General features: G+C 55.9%; 23 protein-coding genes and 1 pseudogene. 1 reads left to right on the forward strand and 23 read right to left on the reverse strand.

Features of this window, described 5'->3' with window-relative positions:
• Positions 1–116: 116 nt before the first annotated feature.
• From E6O51_RS17455 to E6O51_RS17505, 11 genes are all read right to left on the reverse strand, one after another.
• The gene (locus E6O51_RS17455) at positions 117–917 is read right to left on the reverse strand and encodes a LabA-like NYN domain-containing protein (protein ID WP_136386295.1); all 801 of its coding nucleotides are present in this window, start codon (positions 915–917) and stop codon (positions 117–119) included.
• A gap of 46 nt (positions 918–963) precedes the next feature.
• A complete protein-coding gene (locus E6O51_RS17460) occupies positions 964–1,407 on the reverse strand; it encodes a hypothetical protein (RefSeq protein ID WP_136386296.1) in 444 nt (147 codons plus the stop codon).
• Positions 1,397–1,987: a nucleotidyltransferase domain-containing protein gene (locus tag E6O51_RS17465; protein WP_230976832.1), complete on the reverse strand. Its 591-nt coding sequence runs from the start codon at positions 1,985–1,987 to the stop codon at positions 1,397–1,399. The genes E6O51_RS17460 and E6O51_RS17465 overlap by 11 nt, the downstream gene beginning before the upstream one ends.
• Positions 1,988–2,163: 176 nt before the next feature.
• Complete coding sequence (locus tag E6O51_RS17470) at positions 2,164–2,577, reverse strand: type II toxin-antitoxin system VapC family toxin (RefSeq protein ID WP_136386297.1); 414 nt, start codon at positions 2,575–2,577, stop codon at positions 2,164–2,166.
• Positions 2,574–2,825 carry a type II toxin-antitoxin system Phd/YefM family antitoxin gene (locus E6O51_RS17475; protein ID WP_136386298.1) on the reverse strand — a complete coding sequence of 84 codons (252 nt, stop codon included), beginning with the start codon at positions 2,823–2,825 and terminating at the stop codon, positions 2,574–2,576. The genes E6O51_RS17470 and E6O51_RS17475 overlap by 4 nt, the downstream gene beginning before the upstream one ends.
• 250 nt (positions 2,826–3,075) lie before the next feature.
• Complete coding sequence (locus E6O51_RS17480) at positions 3,076–4,485, reverse strand: mannose-1-phosphate guanylyltransferase/mannose-6-phosphate isomerase (RefSeq protein WP_136386299.1); 1,410 nt, start codon at positions 4,483–4,485, stop codon at positions 3,076–3,078.
• A gap of 24 nt (positions 4,486–4,509) precedes the next feature.
• Positions 4,510–4,977 carry a GDP-mannose mannosyl hydrolase gene (locus E6O51_RS17485; RefSeq protein WP_136386300.1) on the reverse strand — a complete coding sequence of 156 codons (468 nt, stop codon included), beginning with the start codon at positions 4,975–4,977 and terminating at the stop codon, positions 4,510–4,512.
• Between the two features lie 5 nt (positions 4,978–4,982).
• A complete protein-coding gene (locus tag E6O51_RS17490) occupies positions 4,983–6,191 on the reverse strand; it encodes a glycosyltransferase WbuB (RefSeq protein WP_136386301.1) in 1,209 nt (402 codons plus the stop codon).
• Positions 6,192–7,163 (reverse strand): GDP-L-fucose synthase, encoded by a 972-nt coding sequence (fcl, locus tag E6O51_RS17495; RefSeq protein ID WP_136386302.1) that lies wholly within the window; start codon positions 7,161–7,163, stop codon positions 6,192–6,194.
• Positions 7,164–7,167: 4 nt separating this feature from the next.
• Positions 7,168–8,289: a GDP-mannose 4,6-dehydratase gene (gmd, locus tag E6O51_RS17500; protein ID WP_136386303.1), complete on the reverse strand. Its 1,122-nt coding sequence runs from the start codon at positions 8,287–8,289 to the stop codon at positions 7,168–7,170.
• Positions 8,290–8,393: 104 nt separating this feature from the next.
• Entirely contained in the window at positions 8,394–9,056 is a 663-nt protein-coding gene (locus E6O51_RS17505) for an FkbM family methyltransferase (protein ID WP_211091451.1), read from the reverse strand.
• Positions 9,057–9,241: 185 nt separating this feature from the next.
• On the opposite strand from E6O51_RS17505, the pseudogene E6O51_RS17510 reads away from it, so the two are divergent.
• Positions 9,242–9,981 (forward strand): annotated as a pseudogene (locus tag E6O51_RS17510) (IS5 family transposase).
• A gap of 655 nt (positions 9,982–10,636) precedes the next feature.
• Here the strand turns inward: E6O51_RS17510 and E6O51_RS17520 are convergent.
• From E6O51_RS17520 to E6O51_RS17575, 12 genes are all read right to left on the reverse strand, one after another.
• Positions 10,637–11,845 carry an O-antigen ligase family protein gene (locus E6O51_RS17520; RefSeq protein ID WP_136386306.1) on the reverse strand — a complete coding sequence of 403 codons (1,209 nt, stop codon included), beginning with the start codon at positions 11,843–11,845 and terminating at the stop codon, positions 10,637–10,639.
• A 57-nt stretch (positions 11,846–11,902) separates the two neighbouring features.
• A complete protein-coding gene (locus E6O51_RS17525) occupies positions 11,903–12,808 on the reverse strand; it encodes a hypothetical protein (RefSeq protein ID WP_136386307.1) in 906 nt (301 codons plus the stop codon).
• Positions 12,809–13,117: 309 nt separating this feature from the next.
• Entirely contained in the window at positions 13,118–13,750 is a 633-nt protein-coding gene (locus tag E6O51_RS17530; RefSeq protein ID WP_136386308.1) for a PIG-L deacetylase family protein, read from the reverse strand.
• The gene (locus E6O51_RS17535) at positions 13,747–14,448 is read right to left on the reverse strand and encodes a WbqC family protein (RefSeq protein ID WP_136386309.1); all 702 of its coding nucleotides are present in this window, start codon (positions 14,446–14,448) and stop codon (positions 13,747–13,749) included. The genes E6O51_RS17530 and E6O51_RS17535 overlap by 4 nt, the downstream gene beginning before the upstream one ends.
• The gene (locus tag E6O51_RS17540; RefSeq protein WP_211091452.1) at positions 14,445–15,323 is read right to left on the reverse strand and encodes a hypothetical protein; all 879 of its coding nucleotides are present in this window, start codon (positions 15,321–15,323) and stop codon (positions 14,445–14,447) included. Before E6O51_RS17540 ends, E6O51_RS17535 begins: the two co-directional genes overlap by 4 nt.
• Before the next feature lie 80 nt (positions 15,324–15,403).
• A complete protein-coding gene (locus E6O51_RS17545) occupies positions 15,404–16,081 on the reverse strand; it encodes a cytidylyltransferase domain-containing protein (protein WP_136386311.1) in 678 nt (225 codons plus the stop codon).
• Positions 16,078–17,094 (reverse strand): N-acetylneuraminate synthase family protein, encoded by a 1,017-nt coding sequence (locus E6O51_RS17550; RefSeq protein WP_136386312.1) that lies wholly within the window; start codon positions 17,092–17,094, stop codon positions 16,078–16,080. The genes E6O51_RS17545 and E6O51_RS17550 overlap by 4 nt, the downstream gene beginning before the upstream one ends.
• A 4-nt stretch (positions 17,095–17,098) precedes the next feature.
• Positions 17,099–17,674, reverse strand: a complete 576-nt coding sequence (locus tag E6O51_RS17555; RefSeq protein WP_136386313.1) for an acyltransferase — start codon at positions 17,672–17,674, stop codon at positions 17,099–17,101.
• Entirely contained in the window at positions 17,671–18,753 is a 1,083-nt protein-coding gene (locus tag E6O51_RS17560; protein WP_136386314.1) for a radical SAM/SPASM domain-containing protein, read from the reverse strand. The genes E6O51_RS17555 and E6O51_RS17560 overlap by 4 nt, the downstream gene beginning before the upstream one ends.
• Positions 18,746–19,597, reverse strand: coding sequence for an NAD-dependent epimerase/dehydratase family protein (locus E6O51_RS17565; RefSeq protein ID WP_136386315.1), 852 nt, complete (start codon positions 19,595–19,597; stop codon positions 18,746–18,748). The genes E6O51_RS17560 and E6O51_RS17565 overlap by 8 nt, the downstream gene beginning before the upstream one ends.
• A complete protein-coding gene (locus E6O51_RS17570; RefSeq protein WP_136386316.1) occupies positions 19,590–20,303 on the reverse strand; it encodes a nucleotidyltransferase family protein in 714 nt (237 codons plus the stop codon). Before E6O51_RS17570 ends, E6O51_RS17565 begins: the two co-directional genes overlap by 8 nt.
• Positions 20,296–21,291: an NAD-dependent 4,6-dehydratase LegB gene (locus E6O51_RS17575; protein WP_136386317.1), complete on the reverse strand. Its 996-nt coding sequence runs from the start codon at positions 21,289–21,291 to the stop codon at positions 20,296–20,298. Before E6O51_RS17575 ends, E6O51_RS17570 begins: the two co-directional genes overlap by 8 nt.
• Positions 21,292–21,404 lie beyond the last annotated feature (113 nt).

Below are 21,404 nucleotides of genomic sequence, written 5' to 3' on the forward strand. Positions count from 1 at the left end.
AAGGAGCAAAAACGGAGGGCAACAGCCCGAGGACGACCCGATCGGAAGCGAAAAACGCCATCAAAGTCGAAAGCCCGTCACTGATACGCGCTCGAAATCGGTCCGCGGGCATTTGTTCAGCACTTCCTTAGCTTACTTGTCGTTTCACCTTCTTCCAGGTCGAACTCCAGTACCAGATCCCGGCTTGGCAGTGCTTCTGTAGCCAGCGTTGCCGGCAGTTGTGAGGCGTGCAGAAAGCAGGTTGCCCACGGCGAGGCAGTGTCCCGCGAGTCGGTGAGCCACAATGGACCTGCCGCCTTGCGCAAGAAGCGCACGAAGCCGTAGCCATTCTCGAAGTGGTAGCACACACCGCGGGCGAAGCCGCCGGCCACCCCCCAGTCGTTGCCATCGCGGCCATTACGTTTGCGTTCGGTCGATACCAGATGCGGAACCAGATAGCCCGAGGTAAAGCTATCCAGTGCATTACGCAGCGCACGCGACACATTGCGAAACGCCAGCCCCTCCACCCGGCAGCCCATGCTTTGTGCCGTCTCGACCACGCGGACGAAATCGCTGTCGCCGCTTGCCAGCAACACAGTGTCGAGTCTTGGTGCCTGCTGCAGGATGTCAAGCGCGATGTCCATGTCGCAGTCAGCCTTGGAATAGCGCCTGCCTTCGCCATCGTCGTACCAGCGCACCGGCTTGCGGAACACCTTGAAACCATTGTCGCGCAGCGCGTCGTAGAAGCGTTGCTGGCCGCTGCGGTAGGCTGAATCCGTGTCGGCACGGGCGGCATCGAAGGGCAGGTAGGCATTCAGCCGCACCAGTTCGCCGCCGTCGCGGGCGGCAAAACGGCGCAGGATGTCGAGTCGCAGGCCGTAGCCGCCGTTCATGCCGATGTTGGCGAAATCAATGAAAACGCCGGTGCGATTACACACAAAAATGTCCTTTCGGAAACAAGAGCAGATCACGCAAATGGGGCCCTCACTCCGAGGTTCCTGCGTGAAACTTGATCATTGCCAGCGCTTTCAAGCGGACGGCCTGCTCGATGCATTCTTTCAACGCCTGATCGGTGATCAGTTCGCCGTCGTAGTCGCTGAGGTTACGCTGCTTTCTGAGGCCGTCTAGGGTGCGAACGACCGTCGCCTCAACGCCAAGGGTGTGTGCCAGGCACTGGATGGTGATTTGATGGTGCCCCGGTTTGCTGGTTGCAGTCCGGTAGCCCTGTGAGAGCAAGGCAGCATCAGCGATGGCACGGATCGCCGTGTAAGCGCAATCGAACCGCGTTTCAGCGCTGTTCTCGGCGCGCTGGGCATCGGTCAATCGACTTTGTGCGGTCGCCAGCATCTTGTTCAACAAATCCTGCGAGAAGGGCACTTTGTCCAGTTGTCCGATGCGGGCCAGGTTCTCGAGTGCATCAGAGGGCATTCGCGTCTCCGATCAGCATGATCCTGGGCTTGTCGAGCACGTCCAATAGGAAGGCGTTGCCCGCCGCTTTTTTTGTTTCCCATTCGTGGGGGCTCATGACCTTGGGGTTGATCTCGCGGCTGAGCGCGGACTGAGCCTCATAGGTGGCGTTGATGATGTCGGCGAATGTCACGTCTCCGACCACCATGAGGTCGATGTCGCTGTTGGCGTTCTCGGTGGCACTGGCCATGGAGCCAAAGATAAAAGCGGCCTGGATCTGATCAGCAAGCGGCGCAAGGCTGAACCGCAGCGTGTCGGCTAGGCCGACGGTTTTTCTGATCAAGGCCTGTAGCTCGGGGAACACGGGGTGATCTTTGTTGGCGCAGAATCGCGACTGGTTGCCAACCCGTTGGCTGTGCAGAAGACCTGCCGCGCAGAGCGCATCGAGTTCCTTCTTTAGTGTGCCAGGCGCGGCATCGATCAATCTGGCGAGTTCGCGCAGATGAACTTGCTGATCTGGCCTCATGAGCAGCAAGCCCAGCACCTTGCGCCGGTACTGATTCGGGAAGAGCAGATCAGAAGCGGAGACGGGTGTTTTCAATTAGGAAACATATGTTTTTCATTCGGAAACGTTTATATGTTAAGAGAATTTCAGCTAGTGTCAAGGAAGCGCTTCAATCTTCGCCTTCCACTGCGGTAATCGTAATGTACCCACACCCACATAGCGGCCGAAGGTCGGCGATGTGTGGTCGATATCCGCTGCTACGCTATGCCAGATCAGGTTTCCCACGGATTCACGAGTTGCACGCCCAGTCCCGCGAAGTCCTTGATGTTACGCGTCACCAGCGTGAGGTCGTGCTGCAAGGCCGTCGCCGCCAGCAGTCCATCAATGGCCGGCAACGTGCGACTGGCGCTGGCTTGCACACGGCCCCAGCGGTCGGCCACTTGTTCGTCGATGCCCAGCAGTCGTCCGACGAAGTAGTTGGGCAATTCCACTTCCAACCAATCCGTGAGGGTCTGGCGAGATGCGGGATCGGTCACGCCTTCGATGCCCTTGCGGATTTCGCCGAGGCTCAAGACCGAGAGGTAAAGCGACTGGCGAGGACGCGCCTGCATCCACGCCACGACCTTGGTGTCGGCTCGTCTGTTCCGCAACTCGGACAGGACGTTGGTGTCGACGAGGTAACTCAAAGCGTGATCTCACGCGGCAGGCTGCGGTTGCGTCCGAACTCGACTTCATCGTGACCCGCCAACGGCGAAGCGCGCATGAAATCGACTAGCGACCGTTCGTTTCCGGAAAGGCGGTCGAACAGCTCGCGCGACACCACGACCGCTTTGGCCTGCCCGTGCAGCGTGATCTCCTGTGGCCCGTTCTCGACCGCGCGCTTGACCAGTTCCGAGAATCGCGCTTTAGCGGTTTGCATTTGCCAGCTTTGCATGACCCAGCCTCTTAAGACCTAACAGGTCTGACCTAACAGGTCTTAACTCTATCCGATCCCAACTCTCATGACAAATTGGATTTCCGTCCTTGCCGTTTCATGTGTCCGGTGGCCGGCTCGATGGCCTACGCCGCTTCAGGGCCTTGATGATGCAGCGCCGTCGTCCTGAGCGCAGGATGTGCCTTCCTTCGATATCCACACCTGGTAGTCCTTGCCCACGATGGCCGTGAAAGGCAATTTTCCGGTCAGATCACGCCCGCCCATACTTATCCTCGAACCTCACAATATCGTCCTCCCCCAGGTACGCCCCCGACTGCACCTCGATCAACTCCAGCGGGATCACTCCTGGGTTCTCCAGCGCATGCACCTGCCCGATCGGAATGTAGGTCGACTGGTTTTCCGTGACTAGATAGGTCTGATCCCTGTTCGTAACCTTGGCAGTGCCACTCACCACGATCCAGTGCTCTGCGCGGTGATGGTGCATTTGCACCGAAAGCTTGGCGCCTGGCTTCACCGTAATCCGCTTCACCTGATAGCGGTGGCCGTTGTCGATCGAGTTGTATATGCCCCAGGGGCGGTGCACTTCGCGGTGGCTGATGTGCTCCTGCCGCCCTTCGGCCTTCAGGCGCTCGACGACCTTCTTTACGTCCTGCACCTTGTCCCTGTGTGCCACCAGCACGGCATCCGGGGTTTCGACAACCACCAGGTCTTCTACCCCTACTGTGGCCACCATGCGGCTGTCGGCGTGCACGTAGGTGTTGCGGGTGCTCTGCCCGAGCACGTCGCCCTTGAACACGTTGCCGCCGGCATCCTTGATGCTCATATCCCACAACACGGACCACGAGCCCACGTCGCTCCAGCCCGCGTTCAGCGGCACCATCACGGCGTCCGCGGTTTTCTCCATCACCGCATAGTCGATGGAGTCTTCCGGGCACGTTTCAAAGGCGGCGGCGTCCACGCGGGTGAAGTGCATGTCCTGCGCACCGCCCTCAAGAGCTTTGCGACAGGCGGCCAGGATGTCCGGGCGGAATCGCCCCAACTCTTCGAGATACCGGCCAGCCCGGAACATGAACATGCCGCTATTCCAGAAGAAGCGACCGCTCGCCACGTAGTCCTCGGCCGTGGCGAGGTCGGGCTTCTCTACGAAGCGGGCGACTGCAAATCCGCCGTTGCTGGCGGCTGCGCCCTGTTCGATGTAGCCATAGCCGGTTTCCGGATGGCTGGGCTTGATGCCGAAGGTTACCAGCTTGCCGTCGTTCGCCAGCGGTAGCGCCGTCTCGATGGCGGCGTGGAAGCTGTCGACGTCCTGAATCAGATGATCGGCGGCGAGCACCAGCAGAACAGGATCCTCGCCTTCCGCAACTGCCTGCAGGGTAGCCAGCGCAATTGCCGGTGCGGTGTTGCGGCCCACCGGTTCGAGGAGGATGTTGGCCTCCTCCATGCCCAGCCGGCGCAGTTGCTCCGCCGCGAGGAAGCGATGTTCTTCGTTGCAGATCAGACTGGGGAGGGCGGTTTCAAGACCCTGCAGGCGCTGGATTGTGGCCTGCAGCATCGACAATCGGCCGTCGCCCAGCGCGAGAAACTGCTTCGGGTTGAGCTGGCGCGAGAGGGGCCAGAGCCGTGAGCCGGAGCCGCCGGCCATGATGATGGGCAAAAGCATGTCAATGTCCGTCAATAACAATATTCATCCAAATACTGACAGGTAGGTCCGCGTGTTCTTGTGCACTTCGGTGCTCGTCCTTGCTTCGGCGAGCGGCCACCAGCGGTAGCGCCCATGTTGTTCGCTAGGCGGGGTCAGAATGCAACCGTCTGGCAACGTGATCCGGTATGCGACAACCACGTAATGCGTATTCGGTTCGGCAGGTGCGCCGAATGCGCTGTCCGAATAGAAGTGTTCATGGACACCGAGCAACTGCGCATCACGGCGCTCGAGAGTCTGTCCCAACTCGTTGAGTGTCAGGCGGCGGAAGGCGTTGTCCAGGCGTTCGTTCTTGAGAATGCGTCCGCCGGGAACGAACCAGTAGCCCTTCGCAGGGCGGTTAAGGCGTTCGCCAAGCAGAATTTCCCCGCGTGCGTTTTGCACAACCAGATCGATCGAGACCAGCGGCGTTGCAGCCACCACCGCGCGGAACGTTTCTGCTGGTAGGTGCATGGCGCTCAAATCTCCGTCAGGAATCGACCCAGGATGCGGTCCTTGTCCAGAAACTCGCGGGCATATTCGGTGGCGATCGCATTCGGTCGCGGCATCGAGAGTGCGTGCTCGATGCCTTCGATCAGTGCGTCCACCGACTCCGGTTCAACCCGCGCCGCAATGCCTGGGAATTCCTCGCAGAGCAGACCCAGGCTCGTGTCCGGATCGGCGGTGATTACTGCGTTGCCCCCCACAGCCAGGATGTTGGTCAGCTTGGATGGCAGCACGGCGTCGGCCGCGCCCCGTCTCTGGACCACCAGATGGCAGTCTGCGGAGGCCAGCAGTGCCGGAAGGTCCTCATAGGCCTGCAAAGGCGCAAACAGCAGATTGGTCAGCCCCTTGTGCTGCGCCATCTCCACGAGACGGGCTTTTCCCGCCCCCTCGCCGACGAGCAGAAACTGCAGCTTGTGGCGATTTCGCAAGCGGTCGGCCGCCTCGACTACCGTCTCCAGCCCCTGCTTTTCGCCGATATTTCCCGAGTACAACAACACGCGTCTGTCCGGGGCTGCGCCCAGACGCGAAAGCAATGCGGAATCGCGGGCCACATCCCGGAACCGTGCAGTTTCGGACCAGTTCGGGAAGAGGCGTAGGCGATCTTCGTTCACACCCTTCTGGCGAGCCCGTTGCAGCATGCCGCTGGAAATGGTCGATACCCGATCGAAGGTACGCAGGATTGCCCGCTCGGCGGCGAACGCGAACCGCTTCAGCAGCCCGCCTTTGGCAATCCCGAGCCCGAACAGCGCATCCACCTCGTAATCCTGGATGTGCAGTACCGATTTGGCGCCACTCATTTTCGCAAGCAGCAGCGCCTGGGGCGCACAAAAGAGGGTGGGTACCACCAGGATCACCAGATCCGGCTTCCAGCGAAGTTGCCCCAATACAGTGAGCGACGATGACGCCGAAAAGCTAGCCAAGTGCAGCATGCGCTTGACCGCGCTCGGCTTCGCCGGCACGTAGAGCGGGCAGCGGGTCACCCGCACCCCGTCCTCCACACGTGTGTCGTATCGTCGACCGGAAAATGCTTGCCAGATTTTCCAGTCCGGGTAGTAGGGCGGAGTGCTTACCACCCGCACTGCATGTCCCTGCTCAGCGAACCAGCGGGCCATTTCCCCGCTGTATTTACCAATGCCTGTCAGTTCCGGGCTGTAGTTGATGCCGTACACTAGAATTTTCATTCAGCGCGTCCGGGTCTGCTCTACGTTGTCGAGATACCAGCCGTAGGTTTCACGCAGCCCATTCTTGAGGTCGATGCGTGCTCGCCACCCCAGCCGCGCCAGCCGGCTCGCATCCATCAACTTGCGCGGTGTGCCGTCCGGCTTCGTCGTGTCGAACACGAGCCTGCCCTCGTAGCCGATGACTTCAACTAGCGTTTCAGCCAACTCGCGGATGGTCACATCCGTACCGGCGCCGACGTTGATGTGCGAGCGCATCGACTCGGTTTCGCTGACGTAGCGTTCCTGCGGGATGCTCTGCAGATGCACCACGGCCTCGGCCAGGTCATCCACATGCAGAAATTCGCGCATCGGCGTGCCGCTGCCCCAGATCACCACTTCGGGTGTATCGGCGATCTTGGCCTCGTGGATGCGTCGCATCAGTGCCGGGATGACGTGGCTGTTCTCGGGGTGGAAGTTGTCGCCCGGGCCGTAGAGGTTGGTGGGCATGGCGCTACGGTAGTCGCGACCGTACTGGCGATTGTAGCTCTCGCACAGCTTGATACCGGCAATCTTGGCAATGGCGTAGGGCTCGTTGGTGGGCTCGAGCAGGCCGGTGAGCAGCGCCTCTTCCTTGATCGGCTGTTCGGCAAATTTGGGGTAGATGCACGACGAGCCGAGGAACAGCAGTTTCTGCACGCCATGAGTGTGGGCGGCGTGGATGATGTTAGCCTCGATCATCAGGTTCTGGTGGATGAACTCGGCAGGGTAGGTGTTGTTGGCGTGGATGCCGCCGACCTTGGCCGCGGCCAGATAGACTTGATCGATCCGGTGGGCAGCGAAAAAAGTGTTGACGGCGTGCTGGCTGGTGAGGTCGAGTTCGTTACGGCCCGCGGTGAGAATGTTGGCGCAGCCCAACAATTGTAGCCGGCGCACGATGGCCGAGCCGACCATGCCTCGATGGCCGGCGACGAAGAGGGTGTCGGCGGGGTTCATGGGCTCAGATTTCCGTTGTAACCGGCACGTCGTGCCCGTGCGCCTTCAGGAAGGCGTGGCGCTGGGCGATCTTGAGGTCTTCCACCACCATCTCGGCACACATCTGCTGCGCAGTAATCTCCGGCATCCAGCCGAGTTTTTCCTTGGCCTTGCTGGGATCGCCGAGCAGGGTTTCAACTTCGGCGGGGCGAAAGTAGCGTGGGTCGACGCGAACGATGACGTCACCCGTTTTCAGCGCCGGGGCCTTGTCGCCTTCTTCTATATGTGCGACCACCGCATATTCCTCGACGCCCTTGCCCTCGAAGCGCAGCGTGATGCCCAGCCCCGTCGCCGACCAGCGGATGAACTCGCGCACGGAATACTGCACGCCGGTTGCGATCACGAAATCTTCCGGCTGCTCCTGCTGCAGCATCATCCACTGCATGCGCACGTAGTCCTTGGCGTGACCCCAGTCGCGTAGCGCATCCATGTTGCCCATGTAGAGGCAACTCTCCAGACCCTGTGCGATGTTGGCGAGGCCGCGGGTGATCTTGCGGGTGACGAAGGTCTCTCCGCGGCGCGGGCTCTCGTGGTTGAACAGGATGCCGTTGCAGGCATACATGCCGTAGGCCTCGCGGTAGTTCACCGTGATCCAGTAGGCGTAAAGCTTGGCGACCGCATAGGGGCTGCGCGGATAGAAGGGGGTGGTCTCCTTCTGTGGGATTTCCTGCACCAGGCCGTAGAGCTCGGAGGTAGAGGCTTGGTAGAAGCGCGTCTTCTTGTCCAGGCCGAGCAGGCGGATGGCCTCGAGCAGGCGTAGCGTGCCCATGGCGTCGACATCGGCCGTGTATTCGGGCGACTCGAAGCTTACCGCCACGTGTGACTGCGCGCCTAGGTTATAGACCTCGTCAGGCTGCACCTGCTGGATGATGCGGGTGAGGTTGGACGAGTCGGTGAGGTCACCGTAGTGCAGGACCATGCGCGGGTTGGGTTCGTGCGGGTCCTGGTAGATGTGGTCGATGCGCTGGGTGTTGAAGCTCGAGGCGCGGCGTTTGATGCCGTGGACTTCATAGCCTCTTCCGAGCAGGAATTCAGCGAGATAGGAACCGTCCTGGCCGGTAATGCCGGTGACTAGTGCTTTTTTCAATGTTCACTCCAAAGCCAAAATTATGAAACGAATAAATCCGTCGCCTATTAAATGAACACGTCGATTACAGAGCTGCAGAACGCAAAGATTAGGCAAATTCTCAGCTATTTAAAAGTCGTAGCCCAAGGAGCAGAAAAAAGAAAGTCCGCTTGAATCGCACGACCTTTGCTGTCGTAAGTCATATTGTAAACTCCACTGACTCTGAAGTCGTGAAGATAAAGATATGCAATTACATCACAAGCCAGAGCCTGGCCCTCATACAGTTCAAGGAAAGAGCATTCAACATAGATCCAGTCGATATTCGGAAAAGCATTTGTACAGCCCTGCAAAGCATTAAGTTCGAAGCCCTGTACGTCCAGTTTTAAGAGGCATGGGCGTTGCAAGGTCGCTGCATCAAGCAGCTCGCTCAACGGCGCTTGTCGTACAGTGTCGGTATGGCTCTCTTGGGTGCCAGGGAACAGTTCGGACTGCAGGCGTCCAATCGGCAATAGGGAAGAGGAGTCGTCGCTGGCACTCACATGAATGGGGACCAGTTTATTCTCTGGGCCTATTGCAGCTTGAGTAAGGTAGAAACGAAATTCAGGGAGCAGCAGGCGGCGATATCTGTTGGCAGGTCCCTCCAGTGGCTCGAACGAGTATATGCTGCTACGTGGGAACATGTATCTAGCTATCAAGGCAAATTGTCCTTTGTTGGCACCGATGTCAATCACAGTGCCGATCGTCCCTAAGCACTTTAGTGCATTAAGATGCTCGGTAGAGGCAGCCACACCCCTCACCAAACTCCTGAGGAGTAAAGGGTGCAAAGTAACACTAACACCAATTGCTTTTTGAAGCTTTTTTATAATTGACCTAAACATACACGATGTCGCCTTTTCAGAAGCAATGATTGGTGAGGAAACTCTGATCTATTCAGAGTCGTTAAAATATTGAAGTCACAAATCACGCCACGTCCATGAAGCAAACGACCTTCGCCTCGCTGGCCTTTGACAGCAAAAAAACAGACCCGCCGGGAACGCTTCCTGTCGGAGATGGATGCGGTGGTGCCTTGGGCCGCATTGCCGACGGTGATCGAGCCGCACTATCCGACGACAGGTCGGTGTGGTCGTCCGCCGATGGCGCTGGCGACGATGCTGCGAATCTACTTCATGCAGCAGTGGTACGCGCTGTCGGGCCCGACTATCATTCATGCCCCGCCCTCGACGAAGAACCGGGACAGGAAGCTCGATCCCGAGAGGCATCAGACGAAGAAGGGCAAGCAGTGGTACTGCGGCATGAAGGTGCATGTCGGCGCCGACGTTAATTCCGGGCTCGTACATACGGTTTCGGTCACGCCGGCCAACGCCTGTGACAGCAGCCAGTTGCCGCACCTGCTGCGCGAGGGCGACCGGACGGTGTTCGGCGACAAGGGCTACATCAACAACAAGCTCAAGCGCCTGGCTCGCAAGGCCGGAGTGTTCCGGGCCGTGTCGCTCAAGGCAAGCATGGCGCACCCGCTGACCGGGGCCAACAAGCTCTTTAACCACAAGATGTCCCTCGATCCGTGTGCGGGTCGAACACGTGTTTCGCGTCATCAAGCGCCAGTTCGGCTACACGGAGGTGCGCTACAGGGGGATCGCGAAGAACGCCGCTCGGGTGTTCTCGCTGATCGGGCTGACCAATCGTTACTTGGCGAGGCGGGCGCTGATGAGTTGATAGGTGAAGTCCGTCCTCGGCGCCCGCGAACGGGCGCGTGGGGTTGAAACGGTCATGAAAAGCAGCAGTAGGAGCGGAAAAAACGATCATCAGAGTCGGCGGCGAATGGCTGGCTTGGGTGTGATAGCCCAGAACATCAATTGATCAGAGCTTCCCTAAGCTTCGTTTACGCACGGGTATCGCTGGGCTGCCATGGCACACCCAGCCAGCCGGTAAATCTCGCGTCACTATCGATCCAGCGCCAACAATACATCCGTGCCCAATACGGACATTTCCAATAATTATTGACCCAAAGCCGATCAGATTGTCGCCTTCAATTATCACGGTGCTTGGAGGGAGCCGACCTCCCCAATAGACATTCTCCGATATGCCATCAAATTTATGATCGTTACCAATGATGCTAACGCTGCTTGAGATCAAAACTCCGTCACCGATCTCAAGGTTTGTTTCAAGATGAAAATTTGCGCCTATGCTTATGTCGGTTCCAAATCTAATATATTCAGGCGGTAAGAACGTACAATTCCTACCAAAATGGAAATTTTCGCCGTGCTTAAGTTTATCTCCCAGTTTTAAGCGTAGCCTGGCAAGGCGTGCGGTTCGAACCAATGCCCTAACGAATATGAGGGGTCGTGGGATAGGCTGGAAAGGAGACGGTCTACTCATTTCTTACCTCGGTAAGTTTTCGAGAAATACATCCTGATAAATACCAGAAAAGTATCCCAAATACGGGCCATCGTAGCGTCTCGTGGAAAACACCATAAACTAATGCGGCTCCCAAAGCTGCTGATGCAGCCCTCAAGATGATGCCCATGCGTAAATCCCTCGCTGCTCTCCACGTTACCTGATAAAAGATCAGCAGTTCGATGAAGAGCCCAATTACACCTGTGCGAAAAATTGAATCTATAAATTGACTGTGCGCCGATGTGGATGGGATGACGTTTCCGAGTGGGTCAATTATGTCTATAGGGAAATACGAAGGGCCTAGTTGTCCAAAGCCAAAGAAAAAAGCCGTAGGGTGTTGAGTGAGAGTCTCTAGAAGCCCTTTCCATACTTCGATTCGAATGTTTGCAGAATAATCCTTTTCGATCACATCCTTTGAGAAAAAATATTCCTCAAATCTAGATGTTATTTGTTCTGCTATTGTGCCGTCTTGGCTAAGAGTTATCAATAACATGAAAGCCAAAAAACCTATGACTGTGACGAAAAGGGTCGCGATTTTCTTGATTGGAAGGAGTGGGATAAGAAAGAATATAACGGCAAACCATGCAACGTAAGCCGCACGTGTTAATGAGAGAAGTACTACTGCAGTTCCAAGTGCCCACGAAATAAAAAAATATTTCTTTAAGTAAATGGCAATTGCGCCGAAAGTCCAGGACCAGAATACGATTATTAATGGCATTCGCTGTTCTGTTATTTGCCTGGCAAGATACAGATCTCCGGAAAAAATAAAGAAGAGTATTAAAGATATGGTGGTGGCTAGAAAAATCAAATTAAATTTTGACAATATCGTCAATAGTTTGGCGTCTGGTATGTGTGTCAGCCGTCCGATAAAATATGGGGAGATAATAATAAATGACCACGCTAATGAGACGAATCGTGCATTGAAGGTAGTATGGGTTTCTTGGTTTATGTGAAAAGCAGTTCCAAGGAGAAAGGAAATGAATATCCAGACGATGTATATAAAAACAAATTTATCTATATTTGATTTTAATCCAATGGTTCTCGATTTTATCAAGGCAAGCTTTGCTGCTGTGGTAAAAAGAGATATGGCTAGCCATATAGCTGAAAGGTAATAGATGGGGGCCCCGCCGATAGAGTAATATAAGGGAAATATCGAGGAGGCAAATAAAAGAAGCGGAAGCATATTTTTTCAAGGATGCGGTCAGTCCGCTCAAGAAAAGAGTGAAAGATGTGTATGACGCTATATGTTTAGGTGTGCGTCTGTGACGATCGAATCTGCTGGAATTCTTTCAAATGCATCAATATATGTTTTACTGCTTGCATTTTTTATTTTGATATTGTGTGTTTTTGCGTATTCATTCAGGGTGTAATATTGATTAAAGACTTGCCCCCAGCGAATGAATATCTCTCCAATATTGAATTGTGCGTGAGCGTCCTTATAGATTGGTCTGGGCGGGGCTTCATTGTCATAGAAATGAGTTTGGTTTGCCTCGAGGATGTTTTTTTCAGTTATTTTTATTTCTTCATGCCAAGAGTGGTCTGCTCCAAAAATATATATGTTCTTGTATTTTGCTGATATTGCTAAGAATGTCGTGGCGATTAACACATTGTAGGCCGGGGGGAGTGCAAGATTTTTGTCATAAAGAATGCGGATCAAGCTTGGGAAACCTGTTGCAGGTACTCTATTGTAGTATTTTATTGAAATGTTTTTATTTGATATTTTTTCTATGAATTCAGAATTTCTTGCTTCGTATGGAACTATTAGCGTTAGGGGCCATTTTGTTTTTTGATTAAGGCTCTGTTGGAGCCCGTCGAGAAGGCTTTTGACCTCTTGCGATATATCTTTTTTCCAATGGCTTGAATCTGCTAAAACGTAGTGAGTTGGCTTTATGGATTCAAAAAAATCTGAATTTGCAAAGAGATTTACCGACCATATATCAAAATCACCTTCTCTCCTTGCGTTTTTTATGGTTTCTCTGCCGTTCTTTAGCGAGGGGCCGTTTCCAAGAACAATTGCATTGTTGGCGGTTCTAGCGGGTGTGGCTAAATTCGTTTTCTTTGAGAATAGAATTACGGCGGCAAATGAGGCTGCTGTTTGAAGTGTCAAACTGAGGATTGACGAGAGTTTTTTAAGTGTACTTTTCATTTTCTCTGGAGAAGTTACATTAAGAGACCGAATTGCTCCGCAACTTCAGGCTCCGGTCCGGTTGTTCATCTTCGCTCTTCGGGTCAAGAGCAGGCCGGCATCGAACCAGCCCATGTTTTCTGAGAAGTCAATTTCCACTGGAAACGGCGCAGAGCCGGTATGCCTCCTTGTCGAGCAAGTTGGGCCGCAGCACTAGCAAATGCCCCCGACGCCCCCTGCCGCATCAGGTCGGCTAGCAGGGTTTGCCGGCTACTCGAAGAGATCATGCATATGTAGGCTCTGTCTCCATGGCTCGGCGGCGGGATTGCCTTAAAGCTCCAGCCACTTCACCACTTCGAATATTTCGGCATAGCGCACGCCAATGCGCTGTCCCGCGTTCTCCGCCTCATTGCGGAAAAAGGCGATCCATCGCCGACCGGTCCGCTCCATTTCGGAAGCATGGGCTTCGATCGCACGCTGCTTGGTGTTCCAGTGATCCGTGATATCAGTATAGAAGTTTCCACGGAAGTCCTGGGTCGAGTGGTACCAGTTGCTGCGGTACATCAACAGCCGCGGCACATGCCGGCAGCTGTGCAGTGACGCTCTTGCAACGGCCTGGTGATCGTGGTGGATGTCACCTACCCAATGCGTGTAGACGAGGTCGATTTTCAGATCTTCAACCAACTTGAGTATCTTGATGTTCAAGGCATCGACGAATTCGACCTCCAGCGTCTTGAAGTCGCCGCAATGCAGTTGCCGGACGCCCAGGATTTTCATCGCTTCATCCGCCTCCTCACGGGCTACCGTGCTGCTGCGAACCGATTGGTCATACTGGTTTGCAAACCCGGAAACCGTGGCAACGAAGACATAGACATCGTCACCTTTGCTCGCGTGGCGGGCCAGTGTCCCACCACAACCCAGCTCGACGTCGTCGAAATGCGCACCTATCGCAAGAATCTTCATGGTCGACTCCTCAACAGGGCTCGGGTCCCCATCACCCCACAATTGAACAATGCATCCAGAACTGAAAGATTAGGCACGAATGGCCCAAATTGTTGAGCGTAAGTCGGGTGCTCAAACGATTGCCAGATCAGTTTGATGTCTGCAGCGGCAAACTTTTCGGGTTCCATGTAAGCTCGCGCACCATTACCAGACAGATAGCGCGAAGCCCCGACCTTCTTCAGCAAGTCGATCAGCAACTCATTCTTCTGTCCTTGTGGCTGGAGCGTACTGGAAAAAACGAAGGGAATGCGCACGTCCAGGAGGTCAGCTAGGGTGTCCAGCCACCGGAGGTTAAAGTCAACCATCCGTACAGGAACCGTACGATACAAATTCTCGACCACCGGCATAATCTCGGCATATGCTGGGGCCTTGCGGTAGTTCTGGCGCAGCAAGGCCAAGTTGCCGTCCACCCACTGGTTGTCCGCGGTGAGTTCGATCTGGTTGATTGGGGTACCCAAGGGCGGCTTCTTGATGCCCAAGGTCAACCAACGCTCACCGGTCTCTGTCTTGATCTTGTCGCGGTGGGTCCAGCTCCGGCTGGTATTGGTGACAAATTGCACGTGATCCAGCGCGATGAACAGGTCGGCCTGCAAGAAGCGGTGGAAGAAGCCCAGATATGGTGCGAAATCCGGCTGGTGGATAACAACCGTGCGGCTCATGAACCCTCCTCTGCTAGATTTCTCAAAGCTTTCACCACGCGGTCGCAGCCGAGCAGATCAACCGCGCGCATGCCTGCCTGGCTCATTTGGGCCATCTGTAGCCGGCGGTGGAGCACAGATAAGTCCAGATCTTGGTGGAAACCCGCAAACACGCTTCCACCTAGCCGCTCGAGCGCACGCCCTACAGGCACTTCAAAGTGTTCATTGGCCACCACAATGCAAGGCAATCCCATCGCATTCGCTTGGAATGGAGTCATTCCACCGCCTGTAATGGCAAGGTCATGTCGTGCCATCTCATCCGCCAAAGAGGGAACTCCACGGTGGTGTACCGTGAAGAAATCCGACGGAGACCGGGCCTGCACGGCCTCCACGTCCGCTACATGCTTGAATGACGGCCCCAGGACAACCGACGCGCCCTGCCCCAACGACAACAGTGCATCCATGATTCGTGGCGTGACACCCCAGGTGTCGCTGCCCCCCATCGTCACCAGCCAAGCGGAGGCGGTTTCGCGAACACGCCTCAGGCCCGCCAGCTTTGGATCGAGCACTAGGTAGTCGACCCCGCTCAGGATGCGGCGGCCGAGCAGGCTCCCGGTATCGTCGAACACGAGTGCGGCGATGTGCAGGTCGGCAACAGCCGCACCCGCCCCACGGTCATCGAAAGTCGCCAATCGGACCCCACAAGATTTAACTCGATTGGCATGATCCTCGCTGGTGTCCAGTCTGTCGTTCACCCACACTTTCACGCTCGGGTGAGCAAGCAGCCAGGAAGCTTCCCAATTGTTGTCACTGCCCAAGTTAACCACATCGACTCGATGACCGTGACCCCGAATCAGGTTGAGAGCGACCGGATCGTCATTGACGAGGAAGTGCAACGGCAAGCCGCACCCGCGCAACCCATCCGCCAATGTTAACGAGCGGTAGAGGTGGCCGAGTCCACGCGCATGCGAACTCTCTATACAGATTGCGAACACAGTCGAATCGCCTCTTCAGTTTCGAGCGGACGGCCCAGACTCGCGTTCGCCAACTGGCATGCCCTCTGCCAATCATCCAGGGTGTCTACTGTCAGACGGAGCGCGGGGGCCACCTTGGCGGCAGGAACAACAAGACGTCCGATCCGGAATGCTTCGGGCATTTCCTCGATGTACTCGTTGACATGTTCCCGATGATTGGGCTTATGCCCTTCGGCATGACTCTTCGCCAGCGCCGCTCTGCTGAAAATTTCGGCCCCAACGCCCAGAGGCATCTGCCCAAAGGAATGGCTGTAGTCGTAGCAGCCCGAAAGATGCAAATCCAGCAAGCGGTCCAGTTCCTCGATGTCGGTAAAGGGATTGTCGGCCGTCAGGCGCACCACATGCTCGAACCCGAACTGTTCAGCACACCGCCAATAGCGATCCAGCACGTCGGTCTCACTGCCACGGAAGGTCACCACTCCCTGCGAGTGGCACCACCGCGCGATCTCGTCATCCTGAACCTCGGTGGACGTCGCAACCACAATCACGACACGGTGGCGCAGATGGCCAAGGCGATCCAGCACATGCGCCAGAAGAGGGCGCCCCGCAATATCGCGCAACACTTTCCCGGGCAGGCGAGTCGAACCCATGCGCGCCTGAACGACAGCGCCGACGCTCACACCAAGTCTTCCCAGGTCAAGACGCTGTCCGGCTCCAGATCCCGCGCCAGGCGTCGCCCGAACAGATGGGAAAGGAACTTTGGCGCGATTCCATAGCCCGGTCGCTTGACCGCGACATCTCCGGCGCCAATGACATCACCGGCTTTCATGGATCGCTGCAGCACGACACTTTTCCGGTTGTTGCGCCGGGTGATCTCCTCGCTCGCGGCGGGTTCCTTGATGCCACTGCCGTGCATGACCTCGAAAGCACGAACGGCGTCAACGAGCCACTTCATTTCAGCCGGATCGGCGGAAAGCATGTGGTCCGGCCCCTCCGCATTCTTGTCCCAGGTGAAGTGACGCTCGATGACACGCGCACCCATAGCCACTGCACACAAGGACGCCACCGGTGTCAGCGTGTGATCGGAGTAACCCACGTCAATCTCGGGGAAGGTAGCCATGAGCGTCTGCATCGCAGCAAGATTCACGTTTTGCGGATGAGTCGGATAGCTGGTGATGGCATGCAGCAGCATCAACTGCCGACAACCCGCCTCCTGAATGACCGACACCGACTCTTTAACCTCGTCCAGTGTGCACATTCCGGTGGAAAGAATCAGCGGCTTTCCGGTCTTCGCTACATACCGCAGGAATGGTAGGTTCACCGCGTCATCGGATCCAATCTTGTGCGCCCCCACGCCACAAGCCTCGAGAAGGTCGACATCGAGTTCATGAGAGGGGGTCGAGAACCAGTCGAGCTGCTTGGTCTCGGCATAGCGAAAGACCTCGTGATGCAATTCGGCGTCAATTTCGTACTTCTTGAAGAGTTCATACTGGGATGCAACCCCCGTGTTTTCCATATCGAAGACCGCCCGCTTGCTCGCAACGGTCTCCGCACGGTATGTCTGCAGTTTGACAGCATCGACCCCACAAGCCGCCGCCTCGTCGATGAGACGCCGGGCTTGCTCGCGCGTGGTGAAATTTCCGCCGATCTCGGCAATGATGTAGCAGCGATCGCTGCGATAGTTCTTGAACATTGGATCAACTCCGAAACTTCACGACCCGCGCCGGCACGCCCACAGCAATGCCATAGTCAGGCACATCGCCGGTAACGACAGCATTCGCCCCGATGACGGCTCCGGTGCCAATGTGGACGTTCATCAGTATCTTGGCCCCTGCGCCAACCCATACATCGTTGCCGATCACCACCTCGCCGATGATTGCCTGCTGGTTCCGAATGGGCTGATCACGCGCAATGCCATGGCTGTGATCGATGATCTGCACATCCGATCCGAGCAGCACGTTGCTCCCGATGCGGATCAGATTCTTCGCTGTGATGATATTCCTGCGTCCGACAACGGTGTTCTCTCCGATGAACACCTTAGGGGCGGGCAGTGTCAGTTGGAAAAAACTGTGATCCTGGATGGTGCAACCATTGCCCACCTCCAGAACCGCGCCGTCCGCCAGACGGAACTCCGCACTGCGCTTGATGACCAACCCGCTTCCCGCACGACTGAGAAATCGCCAGGATTTGTACCGCGTCACCAGATGCTGCCAGACCCCACCACGGTAGCGATAGCTCGCCTTGTCCGGCGAGGAGGCCCCCTGAACTGTCATTTCCCGATCTCCTGGATCCGGAACACATAGTTCTTCACAGTGAAGGTTCGGCCACCGACCTCGGCCGCCTCGTCCTCCGTCTTGCGGGGAAGGTAGCATCGGCGGCACACGGCACTGCGCATGAATCCACGGTCCTGCTTCTGCAGTTCCCGAACCGCATTCATCTTCTCACCATGCCACACTTGGTGAACCGTCTCGGTCCTGATGTCACCGATAACCTCGCGGTTCTCCTCATCGTTGGAGCATTTCATCACCAGACCATCGGCGCCGATCACCAGCCGCTGATATTGCTGTGGGCAGGTGAAGTTCACCAGATACTCGATATGCGTGTCGTTCCCCAGGTAGTCGATCAGAGGATTGAACGCAACGAGATCGACATGGGGGGCGAAAGTGTCGTAGTACTCCTGCACGTTGTCACGTATGGCCGGCCAGATACCCTGGACTTTGATGACCGGACGATGCAGGCCACGCCCTTTTTTGTACTCGTTCATCGCGCGAATCTTTGCCATCAGGTCGTTGAACTTGATGGGCTTGCGGATCTTTTCGTAGGTCTCTCCCACACCGTCCGCAGAAATCGTGATCCAGTCGATACCGGCGGCGACGATTTCCTTGAAGAAATCCGGTGTGAGCTTGCCCCCATGGGTGAGCGTCGAAACCTCTTTTATGCCCTTGGACTTGGCGTAGCGGATGCAGTCGGCGAACCGCTTGTGCAACAGCGCTTCCCCGCGGAGCGACAGGCGGATGGCAGGAACCTTTCCACCGATCTCATCGATGATCTTGGTGAAAAGCTCCCAATCCATGCGCGTGGTGTTGACGTGCTCCTTGAACTGGTCGGTGATCGTGTAACACATGGGGCAATGGAGGTTACAGACCGACGACAACTCCAGATCGACCAGCAGGGGGTAGTCACGAACCTCTTGCCGATTGGGTAGCTCTGCCCAGTCCCGCCGGTAGATAGCGTACTCGTCCTCCCAGCCTTCGCCACGGTAACGCTCGAACTGCGCCTCCCGTTCTGCGGTGTCCATCGAATAGTTGCCCTTGTTAATAGGGACATAGCGTCCCCCGGTACCGTCAGCCATGATCAACTTCCTTTAACATGTCCTGCACACCCGTTACCAGATCAAAGTTCGGAGCCCAACCCAGAACCCGGGCAGCCAAGTCAACATCAGCGCGAACATCCAAAATTTCCTGATTCCTGGGCGCCTCTGCAGAAACCACTGGCAGAGAGGTGCCGGCCGCCTCTTGCAATGTGGCGATGATCTCTGCCACGGAATACGAACGGCCGCTTCCGATATTGAGAATATGCATGCCCCCAGGGGCGCTCAAAGCTCGCGCAAATGCGTCGATAACGTCGGGTAGATAGACATAGTCGCGCCGTGGGGCGAGGTCCATGACACAAATCTCTTTGCCTGACAGTTGGCTGATCAGGGTCGGAATCAGGAACTCGGCCCGCTGCCCTCGGCCAAAGACATTGAATATTCTCAATACCGTCGTGTCTACGCCGAAATGGCGCGCAGCAAACTCGCAGCACTGTTCCGCGACTCTCTTGCTGAACGCATAGGGGTTGTTCGGGTTGACCGGATCGGTTTCTCGTATGGGGAGGCGTAGCGGAATACCGTACACATAGGCGCTCGCCAAAACCATTCGTGCACCATGTTGTCGGCACCAATCGAGGCCACGCTGGGTGCCGATGACATTCGCCTCTAGGAATTGCGACGGGTACTGCCAGCTGTCCGGAACGTAGGTCCGGCCAGCCAGATGTACCAGCGCACGCGCCTGCGGCAGCTTAGCCCAGAAAGCCGCATCCGCTACGTCACCATCGGCATGGGTGACCGATAACACCTCGCGCCCTTCAGCCCTCAGCCTCCGGGACAGCGCCTGGCCAATGAACCCCCCCGATCCTGTCACGACAACGTCAAACACCCAGAAAATGCTCCTTCATAGCCTCGAACTCGTCGATGGCGAGTGCGTAGTCATCCGGGCGACCGATGTCGAGCCAGTATCCATCAAAGGGCCGAACCCGCGCTTGTTCACCAGCGGACAACATGTCCAGCATGAGGCTGTCGAATCCATAGGCCCTCCCGATGGGGATGTGCTCCAGAACGGCCGACGAAAGCATGTAGACCCCCATGCTGACCAAGAAAGACTCGCGCGGCTTCTCACGGAAAGCCGTGAGCTTGCCGGACGCGTCGGTTTCCAGTACACCGTAGTCTATGTGGTGCTCCCGTCGCTTGGAAGAAATAGTAAATAAATCACCAGCCTCTACATGCTCATCGTGGAAACGGGCGAAATCCAAGTCTGAAAGTATATCTCCGTTCATCACCAGGAAATTGGATGGCAAATCGGAAATTAGCTTCAGTGGCCCCATGGTTCCCAGTGGGGAGGTCTCGCAAGAATAGTCGATCCGAATCCCCCAGCGGCTGCCGTCTTGGAAGAAAGCCTTAATAATCTCTGCCTGATGATTAACAGCCATCGTAATGTGATCAAATCCATGCCTTATTAATTGGCGTAATATGACCTCCAGAATCGGGAATTCCCCGATCGGCATTAGTGGCTTGGGCAGGACCACCGTATAGGGACGAAGTCGCGTTCCTTTGCCACCAGCCAGGATAACGGCACGTCTAGACATTGTAGATCCCTGCCTTGTAGAAGCTCAGATTTTCCTTCTGAACAAACCATGCAACCGTTTCCGCTAGGCCGCGCTTGAATCCATCGAGACCGCCATATGCCGGCTGCCAATCCATCAGTGACCTAGCCTTTCCGTTCGATGCCCACAGGCGCTCCACTTCACTTTTCTCTGGCCGAAGCCGCTGGCTATCAGAGATTATCTCCACTTCGGCATTCATTACGTCTGCAATCGCACGAACGGTGTCACCGACTGAGATCTCGAAATTGCTTCCAAGGTTTATCGTTTCCCCGACACACCTGTCCGAATTCATAGCAGCTATAAACCCGGCAACCGTGTCGGAAACAAAACTGAAATCCCTAGTAGGGCGGACCGAACCGAGTTTGATCTCTCGCATACCGTTGGCAATCTGAGTGATAATTGTCGGAATGACTGCCCTTGCGGACTGGCGTGGCCCGTAGGTATTGAAGGGACGAAGTAAGGTGATGGGTGTGCCGAACGACGTGTAGAACGACATGGCTATCTGATCCGCACCGATCTTGCTCGCCGAATAGGGTGACTGCCCTTGCAGGGGGTGATCTTCGGTAATCGGGACAAACCTTGCTGTCCCATACACTTCGCTAGTGGAAGTCTGCACAACTCTTTGAACACCAAGGTCACGGGCAGCCTGGATTACATTCAATGTACCCCGGATGTTTGTGTCGACATACATGTCAGGTGAATGGTACGAATAAGGAATGGCAATCAACGCTGCCAGATGCAGAACGACGTCGCAGTCTTTTACGGCCGTTCGCACACCATTCGGATCCCGAACATCTCCAGAAAATATTTCAAATTTACCTTGGACATCTTTTTCGCAGCGATCAAGCCATCCCAAGGAACCAAAAGAATTGTACAGAACAAAGGCACGCACATCGTACCCAGCTCGAACCAACGCCTCTGTCAAATGAGACCCAATAAATCCATCAGCCCCGGTAACTAAAATACGCATATATTTCCTATTGCTAAGGAGCCCCTGATCAGTTGATTTTCTGAGCACTTACACCCAAGCCAGCCTTGTTGCGCCGACTCCGATGATCGATCTTCCCGCTTTTACCGCTGTTT

The organism is Pseudothauera rhizosphaerae (assembly GCF_004801305.1).
Classification (GTDB): Bacteria; Pseudomonadota; Gammaproteobacteria; order Burkholderiales; family Rhodocyclaceae; genus Pseudothauera; species Pseudothauera rhizosphaerae.

Bases quoted from the DNA above. Each gene is read 5' to 3' on its own strand.
- E6O51_RS17460 (WP_136386296.1), bottom strand. From the start codon at position 1,407: ATGCCCTCTGATGCACTCGAGAACCTGGCCCGCATCGGACAACTGGAC.
- E6O51_RS17475 (WP_136386298.1), bottom strand. From the start codon at position 2,825: ATGCAAAGCTGGCAAATGCAAACCGCTAAAGCGCGATTCTCGGAACTG.
- E6O51_RS17480 (WP_136386299.1), bottom strand. From the start codon at position 4,485: ATGCTTTTGCCCATCATCATGGCCGGCGGCTCCGGCTCACGGCTCTGG.
- E6O51_RS17485 (WP_136386300.1), bottom strand. From the start codon at position 4,977: ATGCACCTACCAGCAGAAACGTTCCGCGCGGTGGTGGCTGCAACGCCG.
- E6O51_RS17490 (WP_136386301.1), bottom strand. From the start codon at position 6,191: ATGAAAATTCTAGTGTACGGCATCAACTACAGCCCGGAACTGACAGGC.
- fcl (WP_136386302.1), bottom strand. From the start codon at position 7,163: ATGAACCCCGCCGACACCCTCTTCGTCGCCGGCCATCGAGGCATGGTC.
- E6O51_RS17520 (WP_136386306.1), bottom strand. From the start codon at position 11,845: ATGCTTCCGCTTCTTTTATTTGCCTCCTCGATATTTCCCTTATATTAC.
- E6O51_RS17525 (WP_136386307.1), bottom strand. From the start codon at position 12,808: ATGAAAAGTACACTTAAAAAACTCTCGTCAATCCTCAGTTTGACACTT.
- E6O51_RS17530 (WP_136386308.1), bottom strand. From the start codon at position 13,750: ATGAAGATTCTTGCGATAGGTGCGCATTTCGACGACGTCGAGCTGGGT.
- E6O51_RS17535 (WP_136386309.1), bottom strand. From the start codon at position 14,448: ATGAGCCGCACGGTTGTTATCCACCAGCCGGATTTCGCACCATATCTG.
- E6O51_RS17550 (WP_136386312.1), bottom strand. From the start codon at position 17,094: ATGTTCAAGAACTATCGCAGCGATCGCTGCTACATCATTGCCGAGATC.
- E6O51_RS17555 (WP_136386313.1), bottom strand. From the start codon at position 17,674: ATGACAGTTCAGGGGGCCTCCTCGCCGGACAAGGCGAGCTATCGCTAC.
- E6O51_RS17560 (WP_136386314.1), bottom strand. From the start codon at position 18,753: ATGGCTGACGGTACCGGGGGACGCTATGTCCCTATTAACAAGGGCAAC.
- E6O51_RS17570 (WP_136386316.1), bottom strand. From the start codon at position 20,303: ATGTCTAGACGTGCCGTTATCCTGGCTGGTGGCAAAGGAACGCGACTT.
- E6O51_RS17575 (WP_136386317.1), bottom strand. From the start codon at position 21,291: ATGCGTATTTTAGTTACCGGGGCTGATGGATTTATTGGGTCTCATTTG.